Below are 16,279 nucleotides of genomic sequence, written 5' to 3'. Positions count from 1 at the left end.
GCGTCAAATACCTCGGGGGTCCGGGGGCGGCGCCCCCGGTCCAGGTTTCAATAGGCCGGCTCCAGCCGGGTCGAGACGGGCACCCGGTGCTTGACGGCGGGGATCGTGTAAAGCGACAGGAAGGCCAGCGCCGCGCGGGTTCCCGCCCATGCCTTGCCGATCGCCCCGCCGATGCCGCCCTGCTTCTTCGCCCGGTCCATGTCGGCCGAGGCCTTTTGCAGCCGCTTGAGGCCCGGCATCCAGCGCGGATGATCGATATCAAGCGTGATCGGGAAGACCTGCTTCGAGATTTCCGACGTCTTGCGGAACACTTCCTGCCCGTACCAGTCGGTATCGACGCCCAGCGCCTTGTGGAACGCGGGCCGCTGGTGGTCCCGCACATGCATCGTCGAATAGACCGCCGTCAGGAAGAACTTGATCCAGAGGACATTGACCCCGCTGGTCAGCTTGGGGTCGGTCTTCATCAGCAGGGCGAAGGCCTCGCCATGGCTGAACTCGTCGTTGCACCACTCGCGGAACCACTTGAAGATCGGGTGGAACCTGTGCTCGGGATGCGCCTCGAGGTGGCGGAAGATGGTGATGTAGCGCGCATAGCCGATCTTCTCGGACAGGTAGGTCGCGTAATAGATGAACTTGGGTCGGAAGTAGGTGTACTTCTTCGCCTTCGTCAGGAAGCCCAGGTTCACCGCCACGCCCGCTTCGCGCAGCGCATCGTTGATGAAGCCGGCGTGGCGCGCCTCGTCCCGGCTCATGTAGCTGAACAGCTCGCAGATGTCAGGGTTGTTGCCGCGCCGCTTCATTTCCTTGTAAAGCACGCAGCCCGAGAATTCGGCGGTGCAGGAGGACACGAGGAAGTCGATGAACTCTTTTTTCAGTTCCGGCTCCATGCCGTCCCAGTCGATGTGGTCCCAGTCCTCGTTCTTCTTGAAATGGCCCTTGTTGGGGTCGGACTTCATCTGCGCCAGAAGCGCGTCCCAGTCCGCACGCACCGGGGTGACGTCGATGGCGTCCATCTCGTCAAAGTCGGTGGTGTAGAAGCGCGGGGTCAGCAGGGTGTCCTGCATGGCAAGCGCGGTGGCGGTTTCACTGTCGTGGACGGCCTGCGCCTCCTGGATGGCAAGGCCTTCCTCGGCGGTGGTGGCGTCTGCGGTGTGGCGGATGTTCTGGACGTTCACAGCGTGGCCTCCTCGGAGAAGGAAAACTCGCAAAGCTCCATGAACTCGAGGTCCCCGGTCATCCGGGTCCACAGACGCTCGATGGCGCTTGCGCGGGTGATGCGCGCGATGCGCTGTTCGATGATCACCTCGCCATAGGGCGCCATCACCGGCGGCCCCTGCACCAGCACTTCGTCACCCGGATGGATGATCGCGCCGTTGTCGAAGCGGACATGGGCGTGCAGCGCGTCGAACTTGTGGCTGACCTCGACCGTGCAAGGCGCCGTCTCGTAGTCCCGTGTCAGAAGTCCCATCTTTTGGTTCCCTTTCTTTTTTATCTCGTCACGAGGTCGTGCCAGACGCCCAGGTTGCCGGGTCCGAAGGACGCCAGTTCGGTCGTCCATCCGGTTGCCGGGTCGGTCAGGTTCAGGCGTCCGTTTTCGTATTGGGTCAGGATCACCGGCGGGTTGCCCTCGACCTTGTGCACGGTGCGCGCACGCTCGAGCCCGTCGATCACGACCGAGATGAAGCCGCCCTGCGGCGTGTCCAGGATCGTCTCGCCGACCTCGTTTGTGGCAAGCACGGCGTTTCCGTTTCCGGTCAGCGTCAGGGTGCGCTGGAACGCCACCGGCGCGTCCTTGGGCTGGCCGGTCAGGGGCCGGCCGGAGACGACCGCCGCCGAGACGATCACCAGCGCCAGAAGCGCCAGCGAGAACATCATGTAGACCAGCCGGGTCGAGATCATTTCGGTCTTGTAAAGCGGCTTCCGGCCGCCTTCGGCCTCGACGAAGAGACCCGAGTTGGTGCGGTCCATGGACATGGTTCCTTCTCCCTATTCCGCGGCCATGGGGCTGGGCGCGCGCGCAGCGATCTGCGGTTCGCTCACACGGGTTTCCGCCGCTTCGGCCAGAATGCGCGCCACGCGTTCGGCATCGGGAACCGACCGCAGGGCGGGCTGGGTCTGCTTCATCCGCCAGGGGCGCACATGCGGCCAGAGGACCAGATAGGACAGCCGCGTCTCGCCAAGCGTGGTCAGCGCGATCGTCCCGGTGCCATCGCGGCGCAGCTCGAGGTCGGCCGAGGCGATGCGCCGGAACGGCAGGTTCAGCGTCACGGTCAGCGCCGCGCCGACGCGCATGGCCACCCGCGCGGTGGTGATCGTGTAGACCGTCGCGCGGGCCTGCATCCAGCTGACGAACAGGATCAGCCCGCAGGCGATCAGCCCGAGGATGAGGAACGGAATCGCAAGCGGCAGCGCACCGGCAAAGCCCATGTCGACCGAGGACACGCCCACCCGCCAGACGGCAAGCAGGGCGAAGTAGCCCGCGACCCAGTACATCGCCAGCGAATCCCGGGCGAGCGCCCATGTCGCCGGCCGACCCTGCCAGAGGATATGTTCGCCCGCGGGCGGTCTTTCAGGCAGTCCGTTGACCGCCTCGACCTGGATGTCGTCTTCGTCAGGCATGGTTCAGCCCTTTCGGTTCCCGTGTTTTCGGACGCCCGGGTTGTCCCGGGCGCCCGCCGTCCGCATCAGGAGTAAAGCGCGCCGCCGGCGTACCAGCCGCAGATCTTGTCTTCCTCGAGCTTGGTCACCTGGCTGGCCGAGGCCGTCCGGGGCACGCCCGCGAAGTGACCGCGGTTAAGCGACGAAACCTCGACCCAGCGGCTCTTGATCTTGGCCATGGTGATCGGGACAAGTCGCTTTCCCTGCCCGTATTCGGACTCGAGTTCGAACTCGAGGTAGCGCACCTCGTGCTCGCTGGGATCGATCCACAGGTCGGTGACATGCGCCACGACCTGATCGTCGCGGCTCAGCACCGGCAGGCCGCGCGGGTCATAGCCGGCCGAGACGAAGAAGTCCTCGTGGCCCGACATCGGCACGATCTTGGCATGCCCGTGGGCGTCAAGCTCGGGGATGTCCTCGCGCGGGGTCCAGCTTGCCGGGCCGACGCCATCGGCCATCGGATCGCCCGTCGGCGCGTGGGGAAACCCCTCGTTCCGCGCGGTGCGGGCCATCGCCAGATCGGTGCGCCGGTGCGCCGCTTCGTTCGCGGTCGAGGGCACCACAAGATCGCCCTTGCCATCCCGCAGGTGGAAGGTCTTGGGCTTGGGGACGGGGAAGGGGCCCTGGTTCGCGGCCGGATTCCCGTCCTCGTCCTCGAGGGGGTAGCCCTCACGCATGTTCTCGGTCTGCAGATAGATGATCAGCCCGGCGAAAAAGATCCAGAAAAGCCAGATACTCAGGCTTGCCAGATCGAAGTTTCCGAAGAAGTTCACACCAACCATTGCATGGTCCTCCGCTGGTTAGGTCGGGAAATCGGCAAGCCCGATCTTGCCGCCCCGGGTGTCGGTCGTGGGGTTGAGGAACGACAGCCGCACGAGCGGGCCAAGGGCGACGAGCGTTCCGAAGAGAAGAAGAATTTCAATGTGATAGACGACCGAATAGCCGGTCGCCGGAGTGTTCAGCGCCTCGCCGAGGCGCCCGGAAAGCGCCAGGGCATTGACCCCGTCGCGCAGGGCGCCGCCGAAGGCCACGGCAAGTCCGGCCGCGGTGGCCTGCGCGGCACCCCAGGCGCCCAGCGCCAGGCCGCGCCCGGCAAGGGTGCCCGCCGGCATGGTCATCGCCGCCGTCAGCGTCGAGACCGAGAATAGCCCCCCGCCAAGTCCGATGGCGGTGGCGCCAAGGAAAAACAGCGCGGGCGATCCCACGGGATCCGAGAAGATCACGCAGGAAAACGCCGCGATGCCGATCAGGATGCCCTTGGCGCCCATGCGATAGGCGCTGTCGCCCCGCGCCAGCCAGCGCGCGGCAAGACCGAAGCCGAGAAGCGCGCCTGCGGCCCAGGTGGCGGTCAGAAGCGTGGTCGACGACACCGACAGGCCCAGGATCTGCCCGCCATAGGGCTCGAGCAGGACGTCCTGCATGTTGAAGGCCATGGTGCCAAGGAAGACAACGGCCAGAAGCCGCCCCGCATCCCCGCCGCTGGCGAAATCGTTCCAGGCGTCGCGGAACAGTGGCCGCGGTGCCTCGCGTTCCGCCTTCGACATCGGGCGGACATGCTCCTGCTTCCAAAGCGCGATCAGGTTCAGAAGCAGCGTGACCAGGGCCGTGCCCTGCACAACCTGGACCAGCCGCAGGGGCGAGAAATCGCGCAGAAGCCAGCCGACGATGATCGACGAGGCCGCCATCCCGATCAGGAACATCACGTAAAGCAGCGCCACGACCCGCGGCCGCGTCTCGTCCGTCGCGCGGTCGGCGGCCAGCGCAAGGCCCGCCGTCTGCGTCATGTGCATCCCCAGCCCGGTCATCAGGAAGGCGACGGCGGCCAGCGCTTCGCCCGCCCAGGGGGGGCCAAGCGTCTGTTCGCCCGACAGCACGATAAGCGCGAAGGGCATCACGGCAAGGCCACCCATCTGCCAGAGCGACCCGAACCACAGATAGGGAATGCGTTTCCAGCCGATGGCCGACCGGTGGGTGTCCGACCGGAACCCCAGAAGCGCGCGGAACGGCGCCGACAGCACCGGCAGCGCGATCATCAGCGCCACGACGGCGGCCGGCACGCCAAGTTCGACGATCATCACCCGGTTCAGCGTGCCCAGAAGCATGACCGTGGCCATGCCGACCGACACCTGGAACAGCGAAAGCCGCAGAAGCTGGCCAAGCGGCAACTGGTCCGACGCCGCGTCGGCAAAGGGCAGCCAGGCCGACGAGAGGTTCTTGAAGATTGACTTCGGGATGATCATCGACGCACCTCGAGGCATTGCGAGATGTAGAAACCGCGCGACACCCGCGCGACCGGATGCAGACCCGCCACGCGGGCGGCAAGCTTCGGAGCGCTGTGCGGGATCATCACCGGCGACCGGTCCGCGCGGGGAAACAGCTTGCCCAAACCCCAGAAGGCCATCAGGAACGGCGTCCGCGGCGCAACGGTAAAGACCACCGCCGCCTCGGTCCGTGCGGCAAGCCCGTTCAGCGCCGAAGCCAGATCGCCCTCGGCGTAGTAGATCAGACTGTCCATCGCGACGACGAAGTCGAACCGGCCAAGGTCCGGCGACAGCATGTCGCCCGAGGCGAAGGACACGCGATGCGCCACGTCCTGCGGCAGGCGCGCCCGCGCGATGTCGACAAGCTGCGGCGAGATGTCCACCGCCACGACGTCGGCCCCGCGCGCGGCCAGTTCGGCCGTCATCTGGCCCGCGCCGCAGCCGGCGTCGAGCACGCGCGCGCCGGCAAGATCCTCGGGCAGCCGCGACAGCATGATCGCGCGCATCCGATCGCGCCCTTCGCGCACGGTCTGCCGGATCCGCGACACCGGCGCGTCCGAGGTCAGCCGCTCCCACGTGCGGGTGGCGGTGCGGTCGAAGTAGTCTTCGACACGGGCGCGGGTGGCGCCGTATGTCGCCGTTTCGATCATCAGTCGAATCCCAGAAGTTCGAAGATGCGCCGATCCTCGAGCGGTTCGGGCGCCAGGCCCTCGGTCCCGTTCCAGAGCGTCTCGGCCAGCCGGACATATTCGGCGCGGGCCATCACGATGTCCTCGTCGTCGGGCATCTCGAACAGCGTCTTCTTCTTCAGCCGCGACCTGCGGATCGCGTCGATGTCGGGCATGTGCGCGATCCGCTTGAAGCCGACCTCCTTGCAGTAGCGGTCGACCTCGTTGGTCTCGCGCGAGCGGTTGGCGACGCAGCCGGCAAGGCGCACGTTGTAGTTCTTCGACTTGGCCTGCACCGCCGCGATGATCCGGTTCATCGCATAGATCGAATCGAAGTCGTTCGCGGTGACGATGACCGCCCGGTCGGCGTGCTGAAGGGGGGCTGCGAATCCGCCGCAGACCACGTCGCCCAGGACGTCGAAGATCACCACGTCGGTGTCTTCCAGCATGTGATGCTGCTTCAGCAGCTTCACGGTCTGGCCCACGACATAGCCGCCGCAGCCCGTGCCGGCGGGTGGCCCTCCCGCCTCGACGCACTTCACGCCGTTGAACCCTTCGGCCACGAAATCCTCGGGGCGCAGCTCCTCGGCGTGGAAATCGACCTCCTTGAGGATGTCGATGACCGTCTGCTGAAGATGGCCCGTCAGGGTGAAGGTCGAATCGTGCTTGGGATCGCAGCCGATCTGCAGGACCCGCTTGCCCAGCTTCGAGAAGGCGACCGACAGGTTCGAGCTCGTCGTCGACTTGCCGATCCCGCCCTTGCCGTAGACGGCAAAGACCTTGGCCCCGTCGATCTTCATCGACGGGTCGAGATGGACCTGAAGCGATCCCTCGCCGTCCTCGCCCTTCAGGATCGGCGGCGCGGAAAGGCCCCGCGCCTCGAGCCCGGCCTGCTCGCGCGCGTTGGCGCGGGCGGCGGGGGGATGCTTGGCGTCAAGCGGACTCATGCGGTCATGTCCTTCTTCTGGCCGGAAATACCTCGGGGGTCCGGGGGCAGAGCCCCCGGCGCGCCCCGCGATATCTCCGGTCTGATCCTCATTCCGCCGCGATCCCTTCGAGACGGTCCTCAAGCTCGTCGGCCGCGTCCTGAAGGGCGGCCAATGTCTGCGCGTCGGGGTGCCAGTACTTGCGGTCATGCGCCTCGAGCAGGCGGTTCGCCATCCGCGCCGACGCCTGCGGGTTCAGCGCCGACAAGCGCTTCCTCATCTCGGCGTCCAGAACGAAGGTCTCCGAGATCCGCTGATAGACCCAGGGCTCGACCTGGCCGGTCGTCGCCGACCAGCCCATCGTGTTCGTCACCTGCGCCTCGATCTGGCGCACGCCCTCGTGGCCGTGGCGCAGCATCCCCTCGAACCATTTGGGGTTGAGACTGCGCGACCTGGTCTCAAGCGCGACCTGGTCCTTCAGCGTGCGCACCTTCGCCTCGCCACGGGTCTGGTCGCCGATATAGATCGCGGCTTCCACGCCCTTCGCGCGCTTCACCGCCCGGCTGATGCCGCCCAGCGTATCGAAGTAATGGTCGACCGTCGTCACCCCCAGTTCGACCGACTCGAGGTTCTGGTAGGCGACGTCCACGTCCCTGAGCGTCCGCTGCAGCAGCGCCGCGTTCGCCGAGGCCTTGCCGAAGCGGGAATAGGCGAAGGACTTGCGCGCCTCGTAGGCGTCCGCCAGTTCGTCCTCGTCGCCGAAGGCCGAACTGTCGACCAGCGCATTGACGTTCGATCCATAGGCGCCCTCGGCGTTCGAAAAGACCCGCAGGGCCGCGGTTTCCATGTCGCAGCCCATCGACTGGGCATAGCTCAGCGCGTGGGCCCGGATGAAATTCCGCTCGGCCGGTTCGTCCTCGGCGGTCGCGCATTTCCAGGCCGCCTCGGCCAGCATGCGGGTCTGAAGCGGCAGAAGATCGCGGAAGATCCCCGACAAGGTCATCACCACGTCGATCCGCGGGCGACCCAGTTCGGCAAGCGGAATCAGGTCGGCCCCGCACAGCCGGCCATAGCCGTCGAAGCGCGGCTTCGCCCCCATCAGCGCGAGGGCCTGCGCGATCGGCACGCCATCGGACTTGATGTTGTCGGATCCCCACAACACCAGCGCGACCGTGCGCGGGATGGCGGAATGGGTGTCGAGCAGCAGCTGCGCCTGCCTTGCCCCGTCAGCCAGCGCGAAGGCGGTGGGCATCCGGAACGGATCGAAGGCGTGGATATTGCGGCCCGTGGGCAGGACCTCGGGCGACCGGATCAGGTCGCCGCCGGGAACCGGCGCGATGTACCGGCCCGACAACGCCCTGAGCAGGGCCGGCAGTTCGGTCTGCTGGCGCAACAGATGCGCGACATGTACGGCCGTGTCGGCGTCCTGGTCGGCCATGACCTTCAAATGCTCGCGGATCGCGTCCTCGGCCATCGGCCGCCCGACAACATGAAGCCCGTCCGGGATCAGCGCGTCCTCGGTTTCCAGAAGCATCAGCCACAGCCGCTGCGGATCGGCGCCGTCCAGGTCGACCGCCGCGGCCTGGTCGCGGATCAGCGCGGCCAGCTCGCCCGCATCGGGCGCGCCTGGCGACAGCCCCCGCCACCGCGTCAGACTATCCTTGAGCTCGAGCAGCCCCTTGTAGAGGCCCGACGCGGCCAGCGGGGGCGTCAGGTGCGTGACCGTCACGGCGTTCGACCGGCGCTTGGCCAGCGTCGCCTCCGAGGGGTTGTTCGAGGCATAAAGATAGACGTTCGGCATCTCGCCGATCAGGCGGTCGGGCCAGTCGCGGGCGCCCATTCCCGACTGCTTGCCCGGCATGAACTCAAGCGCGCCGTGCATGCCGAAATGCAGCACGACGTCCGCGCCAAAGGTGTTGCGGACCCACAGGTAGAACGTCGCGAAGGCGTGGGTCGGCGCGAAGCCCCGCTCGAACAGAAGGCGCATCGGGTCGCCTTCGTATCCGAAGGTCGGCTGCACTCCGACGAAGACCTTGGCGAATTGCGCCCCCAGAATGAAGACACCCTTGCCATCCGACTGGATGCGGCCGGGGGCCGGTCCCCAGACCGCCTCGATCGCCTTCAGCGGCGGCGTGGTGCGCACGATGGTGTCGGCGTCGACATAGGCCGCGACGTTGGCCTCCTGTCCGTACTGGGCGGCGTTCCCCTTCAGGATGGCCGCGCGCAGATCGTCGACCGTGGCCGGCGGCTCAAGGTCATAGCCTTGCCGCTTCATCGCGTGCAGCGTGTTGAACAGGCTTTCGAAGACCGAAAGGTAGGCCGCCGTTCCGACCGCTCCGGCGTTGGGCGGAAAGCCGAAAAGGACGACCGCCACCTTCTTTTCGGCGTTCTCCTGTCGGCGCAGCCGCGCAAGGCGCAGGGTCTTTTCCGACAGGCTTTCGATCCGCTCGTGGCAGGGCGACATCGCGCGGCTGTGCTCGTGCCGGGCGCAATTGTGCGAACACCCGGTGCAGCGATCCTCGCCATGTCGGCCGGCAAAGACGGTGGGGTTCGTCGCGCCGTCGATCTCGGGCAGGGCGATCAGCATCGTCGTCTCGACCGGCCCCAGCCCGCCCTCGGACGCCGCCCACTGGCCCAGGGTCTGGAACTCGAGCGGGTGGGCCGCAAGATAGGGAACGTCAAGCTCCGTCAGAACCGTGACCGCCGCCGCGCTGTCGTTGTAGGCGGGCCCCCCGATCAGCGAGAAGCCGGTCAGCGACACCATCGCGTCGATCCGGCCCTTGAAATAGGCCTCGATCGCGGGACGGCCGTCGAGACCGCCGGCAAAGGCCGGGATGCAGCGCATGCCCTTCGCCTCGAAGGCGCGGATCACCGCATCGTAATGCGCCGTGTCCGAGGCCAGGATATAGGACCGCAGCATCAGCAGGCCCACGGTCGCCACGGGCGCCTTGGGCCCGGGCAGATCGGCAAGATCAGTGACGATCCGGTGGCCCGGCAGGTCCGGGTGGTACAGCCCGACATCGGGATAGTCGATCGGCGCCGCGGCCTGCTTTCCGCGCCAGGCGCGTTCGCTGGAATAGCGGGCGACCAGGAAGCGGATCATCGCCTCGACGTTGTCGTCCGAGCCGCCCAGCCAGTACTGCATCGTCAGGAACCAGGCGCGCAGGTCCTGCGCCTTGCCCGGGACGAACTTCAGGATCTTGGGCAGCCGGCGCAGGAGCCTCATCTGCTTCTCGCCGGACGACGCCGACGGCTTGCCCGACCCGCGCAGCTTCTTGAGAAGCTGCATCGCGCCCGAGGCCGGCTTCGACATGTCGAGGTCGCCCATCCGCGTCAGCTGCACGACCTGCGGATCGGCGATGACCCCGATCATGGCGTCGCAGGCGTCGCGCCGGGCCTTGAGCTCGGGCAGGATCGCGGTGATGTGCTCTTCGATGAACAGAAGGTTCGCCACGACAATGTCGCCGTGCCGCACATCGTCCTTCGCACGCGCCAGCGCCGCGGGGTTCTCGGCCCACTCCGCCGCCGCATGGACCGTCACCGTCAGCCCCGGAAAGTCGTCGGCCAGCCGTTCGGACACCCGTGCCGCCGGCCCCGCCGAATGGGCATCGAGCGTGACGATCACCACGCGGTAGCCGCTGATGTGACCGTCATCGCGCATAGTGGGCCTTCGCCTCGTACAAAGTCTCGACGCTGATCCGGGTCACACCGCGCTCTGCGGCGAAGGTCTCGGTGTTGCGCCGCGCCTTGCCGCGCACGAAGAACGGAATCTTCTTCAATTCGCGCTCGGCATCCGGCTGCCAGATCACCGAGCCGTCCGCCTGAACGACAGGAATCTCCGGGTCGTTCTTCTTGGCGGAAATATCCTGGGGGTCCGGGGGCAAGGCCCCCGGCGCAGCCGCCGGCTCGGTCATCTGTTCGGAAAGCGCCCGTGGCGCATGACCGCCATGGTGGCTGGGCCCGGCCGCGTCGTGAAACTCGAAATCCTCGCGGAACATGTGCAGAAGATGCTCTTCCAGCCCCATGACCAGCGGATGCACCCAGGTGTCGAAGATGACGTTGGCGCCTTCCCACCCGACCTGCGGCGAATAGCGCGCGGGGAAGTCCTGCACATGGACGGGGGCCGAAATCACCGCGCAGGGGATGCCAAGGCGCTTGCCGATGTGGCGTTCCATCTGGGTGCCAAGGATCATCTCGGGCGACAGGCGTTCGATTTCCCCCTCGACCTCGAGATAATCGTCGGTGATCAGCGCCTCGACCCCGAAATCGGCGGCCAGCCTGCGAATGTCGCGGGCGAATTCGCGGTTGTAGCAGCCCAGCCCGCAGACCTCGAAGCCCATCTCGTCACGGGCGATGCGGGCGGCGGCCTTCACATGGGTGGCATCGCCGAAGATGAACACCCGCTTGCCGGTCAGATAGGTCGAATCGACCGAGCGCGTGTACCACGGCAAGCGCAGGCGCGATGAATCGGCGGCTCCGGTCACTCCGGTCAGGGCACGCACTTCCGCGATGAAGTCATGCGTCGCTCCGACGCCGATCGGGACGGTCTTCGTCCAGGGCATGTCGAAGCTGCGCTCGAGGAACCGCGCGGCGGCCTCGCCCGTCTCGGGGTAGAGAAGCACGTTGAAATGCGCCGCGGGAAGGCGTGCGATGTCCCCCGGGCGCGATCCCATCGGGGCCACGACGTTCACCCCGATCCCGAGATCGTGCAGCAGGGCCGACATCTCCTCGATGTCGTCACGGTGGCGAAAGCCAAGGCCGGTCGGGCCCAGAATGTTTGCGGTGACCTGCGCGGTCCTTTCCTGGGGACGGCACAGATGGCGGCAGATCTGGAAGAACGTCTCGTCCGCGCCGAAGTTCTCCTTCCGCTGGTAGGACGGAAGCTCCAGCGGAATGACGGGCACGGGCAAGCCCATCGTCTCGGCAAGGCCGCCGGGATCGTCCTGGATCAGTTCGGCCGTGCAGGATGCGCCGACGATGATCGCTTCGGGCCTGAAACGTTCATAGGCCTCGCGGCAGGCTTCCTTGAACAGATGCGCCGTATCCGAGCCAAGGTCGCGGGCCTGGAAGGTCGTGTAGGTGACCGGCGGGCGGTGATCGCGCCGCTCGATCATGGTGAACAGAAGGTCGGCGTAGGTGTCGCCCTGGGGGGCGTGAAGGACGTAGTGCAGCCCCTTCATGCCTGTCGCCACGCGCATCGCGCCGACGTGCGGCGGGCCCTCATAGGTCCAGACCGTCAGCTTCATGCTCCGGCCCCCATCTTCAGCTTCGCGCGCCGGCGCAGCGGGCGCGAGAAAAGGCCCGCCAGATCACCGGCCTGTTCGTAGAAATGCACCGGGGTGAAGACCAGTTCGATCGCCCACTTGGTGGCAAGCCCTTCGGCCTCGAGCGGGTTGGCAAGGCCAAGGCCGCACACCGTCAGGTCAGGCCGGGCGGTGCGGGCGCGGTCAAGCTGCAGGTCCACGTCCTGCCCTTCTGAGATCACCGGGCCTTCGGGCAAGAGGTCAAGGTCGGGGCCGACAAGACCCTTGTGAAGGAAGGGGGTGCCAACCTCGATCGCGGTCATCCCGCATTCGCGGGTCAGGAACCGGGCGAGCGGAATTTCGAGCTGGCTGTCGGGGAAGAAGAACACCGACTTTTCGCGCAGTTCGGCGGCCTGGGCCGCGATGGCCCGGCGCGCGCGGGCACGGGGGGCCGCGGTCACGCGGTCGAAAGTTTCGTCGTCCACGCCAAATTCGGCGGCCACCGCCCGAAGCCACGCCGTCGTGCCTTCGTCGCCGAAGGGGAAGGGGGCCGGCAGGTGCCGGGCGCCGCGGCGTTCAAGCGCGGCGTGGGTGTCGCCAAGGAAGGGCTGAACGGCTGCAAAGACCGTGTTGGGCCCCACGGCAAGATCGCTGTCGGCGCGCGGCGCGGGAAGAACCCGAACCGGTCCGACGCCAAGATCGGCAAGAAGCTTCAGTGCCTGATCCTCGACGACGTCGGGAAGGGCGCCGACCACCAGCAGCTGGCGCGCATCGGTTTCGGGCAGAACCGGAACCATAGCGGCAAGGCAGGCGTCTTCCCCCTGCGTGAAGGTCGTCTCGATCCCCGAGCCGGAGTAGTTCAGCACCCGCACGTGCGGGGCATGAACCTTGGTCAGCCGCTCGGCCGCGCGGGCGAGGTCAAGCTTGATGACCTCGGACGGGCACGAGCCCACGAGGAAAAGCTGGCGGATGTCCGGGCGTCGCTCAAGCAGGCGGGCGACCTCGCGGTCGAGCTCCTCGTGCGCATCGGCAAGTCCGGCAAGGTCCTTCTCTTCAAGGATCGCGGTGCCGAAACGGGGTTCGGCGAAGATCATGACGCCCGCGGCCGACTGCAGAAGATGCGCGCAGGTGCGGCTGCCCACCACCAGGAAGAAGGCGTCCTGCATCTTGCGGTGCAACCAGATGATGCCGGTCAGGCCGCAGAAGACCTCGCGCTGGCCGCGTTCTTTCAGGACGGGGGCGTTGCGGCAGCCCGGACCGGCAGGAAGCGGCGCGAGGTCGTTCATGCCGCAGCCTCCATCCCCGAAGTTCGCGCTTCGGACTGCGCTTCAGACCGAGCTTCGGCTTCGGCCTGAAGCCGGGCCATGCGCAGCTTCCACAGGAACTGCGCGGCGTTCACGACGTAGGCGGCATAGGCCGCCAGCGCGAGAACCATCAACGCACGCGGCGCCAGAGATCCGGTCAGCAGCGCCCAGATATAGGCGGTGTGCAGGGCGATCACGACGAAGCTGAAGACGTCTTCCCAGAAGAAGGCGGGGGCGAAAAGCCACTTGCCGAAGACCACCTTCTCCCAGATCGAGCCGGTAATCATGATGGTGTAGAGCACACCCGTCTTGATCACGATCGACCAGGTCGCGGCTTCGTACCCGGCACCGGTCCAGAGATAGCGGACGACAAGGCCCAGCGAGACGAGGAAGACCAGGAACTGAACCGGGGCAAGGATCCCCTGGACCAGGGTCCAGACGGTGGAATCGCGGCGGGCCCGCTCTTCGTCGGTGTAGAGCTTTCGAGCCCTTTCCGAACCTGACCCGTCACGGGGCATCGACCTCTCCCTTTTCGTCTCGTGCTGGCAGGTTAGCGACTCCTTATCCCGAGTGTCAATTAGAACTTACACTTGATGAGGCTGTATCCCGCGAGTGGCCGCAGGCGGTTTGGACGCGACCAGAGCGGATATAAATAATTGTTTAGGCTAGATTTTTTGAATTGCCGTTCTGACGGAGAAGCGTCGCCATCGGCAAATATGTCAATTTTCTTTGACATTCCTCGGCCGGTGTCCGAGACTGCGCGCAAGGTAACTTCAGCCGAGTCGACCGCATGCCGGCGACAGGAGTCCCTGATGTCCGAGCGACTGGAAGAACTCAGAGAAATCGTCGAAAATCCTGGCACGATCGACCTCGGGCCGGCAGAGACGCAATCGCGGTCCAGCAGCGCAGCAAGGGGCGGCGCAACGCTGGCCGAGCGTCGGCGCGTCGCGACCGAACGCCTGTCCGAGCAGTTCGTGAGGGCCTTGCAGGATGCCGTGCTGCGCGACGAGGCCGATCTGGCCGGCACCGTTCTTGCGGCCATGCGCGACACGCGCGTGCGCAGCCACGACGTCATCGATCAGTACATTCCGGAGGTCGCCCGCCGCCTTGGCGAGGACTGGCATCAAAACCGCCGCAGCTTCGCCGACGTAACCATTGGCACCGCACGGCTGCAGTGCCTCCTGCGCGAGATGGCCGCGCAGGGGCCAGGCGACGCGATCCGTGACGCCGACGCGCCCGGCGTCGCCGTCATCGTTCTCGAGAACGAATTCCATACTTTGGGCGCAATGGTCCTTGGCCAGCAGCTTCGGCGCGCCGGCGTCTCGGTGCAGATGATCGTCGGCCAGACCGAGGCCGAAATCGTTCAGAGTGTTGCGCAGGATCGCTTCGATGCGATCCTTGTTTCGGTCTCAAGGCCCGAGCGCCTTGCATCTGTCAGAAAACTGGTCGAAAAACTTCGCGACGCCACCGTGACCGCCACACCTGTGGTGATCGGCGGGCGTGCCGTTGGTGACGAGGGCGAGATCAGGACTCTGACCGGTGCAGACCATGTTGCAACCGATGCGCAGGATGCCCTGCTGAAATGCGGGCTGAGGACATATCTTCAAGGCGCCGGTCTGCGCGCGAATACGGCGTAGAGGATGAGGCGTCCGGCACGCCGTCAGGAGGAAGTGCCGTGAGTTCCCGTGGAACCAAGTATTGGAATTCCGGCGCGATCCCGCTGATCGGGCCCGACGTGCTTGGCGACATCATCGCCAATGCCGCGGACCTGGCCGTGGTGATTTCCGATGTCGGCAAGGTGCTGAGCGTGATGGTCAACCCTGGCCATCCCGGGCGCGGCCGCATCGACCATTGGGAAGGCCGGGACATCCGCGATTTCCTGACGCCCGAAAGCATCGAGAAGCTCGAGACCCAGCTGTCACGGTTCGTGTCCGGCAAGGGTCCGGACATGGCGATGGAGCTGAACCACTCCGACGCCTCGAACTGGGAATACCCCGTGCGATACTCGCTGCACGAGATCGGGCCGGACGGTGCGATCCTGATGCTGGGCCGTGACATGCGGCAGATCGCCGAGATGCAGCAGCAGCTTGTCAAGGCGCAGATGGCGCTTGAGCGTGACTACGAGGTGCAGCGAAAGGCGGATACGCGGTTCCGGGTGCTTCTCGAATCAAGTCGGGACGCCATTGCCTTCGTGTCGATCGGCAGCGGGCGCATGACCGAGCTGAATACGGCCGCGGCGATGCTTCTTGGCGCGACGGTCGACGATCTTCAGGGTGCGGCCTTCGCGCAGGAGTTCGAAAGCCGCCGGCGGGGCGAGTTCATGACCTCGCTGTCGGCATCCGCGGTCGCCGATCAGAGCGCGCCGATTGAGCTGACGACGCGGCGCAGCCGGCGGCCGGTGACGGTGACGCCAACGGTGTTCCGTGCGGCGGGTGAACGGATGCTGATGTGCCGGATCGAGCCGACCGATGAAGCCGAGCAGCCGGTGGACGAGCTGACCGAGAACCTGTCGGGCCTTTACCAGGAAGGCGTGGACGCCATCGTCTTTACCGACAAGGACGGCATCATCCGGGCCGCGAACGAGGCCTTCCTGAACATGGCCGATGCGCCGCACCTGACCGTGGTCAAGGGCAAGCCGTTGTCCGATTATCTTGTGCGCGGGGCGGTCGACACCAAGGTGCTGATCGAGAACGCCACGCGCAGCGGCAAGATGCGGCTCTTCGCGACGAAGCTTGCGTCCGAATACGGCACGCAGACAGCGGTCGAGATCTCGGCCACCTACCTCAACGACCGGATGCACCCGGTCCTCGTGTTCGTGATCCGTGATGCCGGCCGCGCCGAGGCGCTGCGCAAGCCTGGGGTCGCCGTGAATGACGACAGTGTGCGCAGCGTGATGGAACTTGTGGGGTCGGCAACGCTGAAGGACATCGTCAACGAGACGACCGAGGTCGTCGAGAAGATGTGCATCGAGACGGCGGTGGAGCTGACGCGGAACAACCGCGTCGCCGCGGCCGAGATGCTGGGGCTGTCGCGGCAAAGCCTTTACGTCAAGCTGCGCAAATACGGTCTGCTCAGCCGCGGCGACTGAGCCGCGGCATCATGGCGGTCAAGAGGGGGCGCTGCCCCCGCCGCCGCTTCGCGGCGCCCCCCCGGAGTGTTTTCAAAGAGAAGAACATGCGGGCAGGCGCGGGACATTCTGCCACGCCCGAACGATCACCA

General features: G+C 66.3%; 14 protein-coding genes. 2 read left to right on the top strand and 12 right to left on the bottom strand.

Annotated elements, in window-relative coordinates:
• Positions 1-47: 47 nt before the first annotated feature.
• The 12 genes from acsF to bchF form a co-directional block, all read right to left on the bottom strand.
• Complete coding sequence (gene acsF / locus ACRDNQ_RS08340; protein WP_431828192.1) at positions 48-1,175, bottom strand: magnesium-protoporphyrin IX monomethyl ester (oxidative) cyclase; 1,128 nt, start codon at positions 1,173-1,175, stop codon at positions 48-50.
• Positions 1,172-1,468, bottom strand: a complete 297-nt coding sequence (locus ACRDNQ_RS08335) for a hypothetical protein (RefSeq protein WP_431828191.1) — start codon at positions 1,466-1,468, stop codon at positions 1,172-1,174. Before ACRDNQ_RS08335 ends, acsF begins: the two co-directional genes overlap by 4 nt.
• Before the next feature lie 20 nt (positions 1,469-1,488).
• Positions 1,489-1,968: a photosynthetic complex assembly protein PuhC gene (gene puhC, locus ACRDNQ_RS08330; protein WP_431828190.1), complete on the bottom strand. Its 480-nt coding sequence runs from the start codon at positions 1,966-1,968 to the stop codon at positions 1,489-1,491.
• Positions 1,969-1,986: 18 nt separating this feature from the next.
• The gene (gene puhB, locus ACRDNQ_RS08325; protein ID WP_431828189.1) at positions 1,987-2,619 is read right to left on the bottom strand and encodes a photosynthetic complex putative assembly protein PuhB; all 633 of its coding nucleotides are present in this window, start codon (positions 2,617-2,619) and stop codon (positions 1,987-1,989) included.
• A 65-nt stretch (positions 2,620-2,684) separates the two neighbouring features.
• Positions 2,685-3,440, bottom strand: coding sequence for a photosynthetic reaction center subunit H (gene puhA / locus ACRDNQ_RS08320; RefSeq protein WP_431828188.1), 756 nt, complete (start codon positions 3,438-3,440; stop codon positions 2,685-2,687).
• Positions 3,441-3,458: 18 nt separating this feature from the next.
• On the bottom strand, positions 3,459-4,898 hold the full coding sequence (locus tag ACRDNQ_RS08315) for a PucC family protein (protein ID WP_431828187.1): 1,440 nt from the start codon (positions 4,896-4,898) through the stop codon (positions 3,459-3,461).
• The gene (bchM, locus tag ACRDNQ_RS08310) at positions 4,895-5,569 is read right to left on the bottom strand and encodes a magnesium protoporphyrin IX methyltransferase (protein WP_431828186.1); all 675 of its coding nucleotides are present in this window, start codon (positions 5,567-5,569) and stop codon (positions 4,895-4,897) included. The genes ACRDNQ_RS08315 and bchM overlap by 4 nt, the downstream gene beginning before the upstream one ends.
• A complete protein-coding gene (gene bchL / locus ACRDNQ_RS08305; RefSeq protein ID WP_431829092.1) occupies positions 5,569-6,387 on the bottom strand; it encodes a ferredoxin:protochlorophyllide reductase (ATP-dependent) iron-sulfur ATP-binding protein in 819 nt (272 codons plus the stop codon). Before bchL ends, bchM begins: the two co-directional genes overlap by 1 nt.
• A gap of 235 nt (positions 6,388-6,622) precedes the next feature.
• The gene (locus tag ACRDNQ_RS08300; protein WP_431828185.1) at positions 6,623-10,174 is read right to left on the bottom strand and encodes a magnesium chelatase subunit H; all 3,552 of its coding nucleotides are present in this window, start codon (positions 10,172-10,174) and stop codon (positions 6,623-6,625) included.
• Positions 10,164-11,759: a ferredoxin:protochlorophyllide reductase (ATP-dependent) subunit B gene (gene bchB / locus ACRDNQ_RS08295; RefSeq protein WP_431828184.1), complete on the bottom strand. Its 1,596-nt coding sequence runs from the start codon at positions 11,757-11,759 to the stop codon at positions 10,164-10,166. The genes ACRDNQ_RS08300 and bchB overlap by 11 nt, the downstream gene beginning before the upstream one ends.
• Positions 11,756-13,042, bottom strand: a complete 1,287-nt coding sequence (locus ACRDNQ_RS08290; protein ID WP_431828183.1) for a ferredoxin:protochlorophyllide reductase (ATP-dependent) subunit N — start codon at positions 13,040-13,042, stop codon at positions 11,756-11,758. Before ACRDNQ_RS08290 ends, bchB begins: the two co-directional genes overlap by 4 nt.
• Positions 13,039-13,578 carry a 2-vinyl bacteriochlorophyllide hydratase gene (gene bchF / locus ACRDNQ_RS08285; protein ID WP_431828182.1) on the bottom strand — a complete coding sequence of 180 codons (540 nt, stop codon included), beginning with the start codon at positions 13,576-13,578 and terminating at the stop codon, positions 13,039-13,041. The genes ACRDNQ_RS08290 and bchF overlap by 4 nt, the downstream gene beginning before the upstream one ends.
• Before the next feature lie 138 nt (positions 13,579-13,716).
• On the opposite strand from bchF, the gene ACRDNQ_RS08280 reads away from it, so the two are divergent.
• Complete coding sequence (locus ACRDNQ_RS08280; RefSeq protein ID WP_431828181.1) at positions 13,717-14,697, top strand: cobalamin B12-binding domain-containing protein; 981 nt, start codon at positions 13,717-13,719, stop codon at positions 14,695-14,697.
• A 38-nt stretch (positions 14,698-14,735) separates the two neighbouring features.
• Positions 14,736-16,148 (top strand): transcriptional regulator PpsR, encoded by a 1,413-nt coding sequence (ppsR, locus tag ACRDNQ_RS08275; protein ID WP_431828180.1) that lies wholly within the window; start codon positions 14,736-14,738, stop codon positions 16,146-16,148.
• Positions 16,149-16,279 lie beyond the last annotated feature (131 nt).

Origin of the sequence: Saliniferula longa (assembly GCF_050789285.1) — a bacterium.
Lineage (GTDB): Bacteria > Pseudomonadota > Alphaproteobacteria > Rhodobacterales > Rhodobacteraceae > CAVPWP01.
This window is presented reverse-complemented; position numbering and strand designations above follow the sequence as displayed.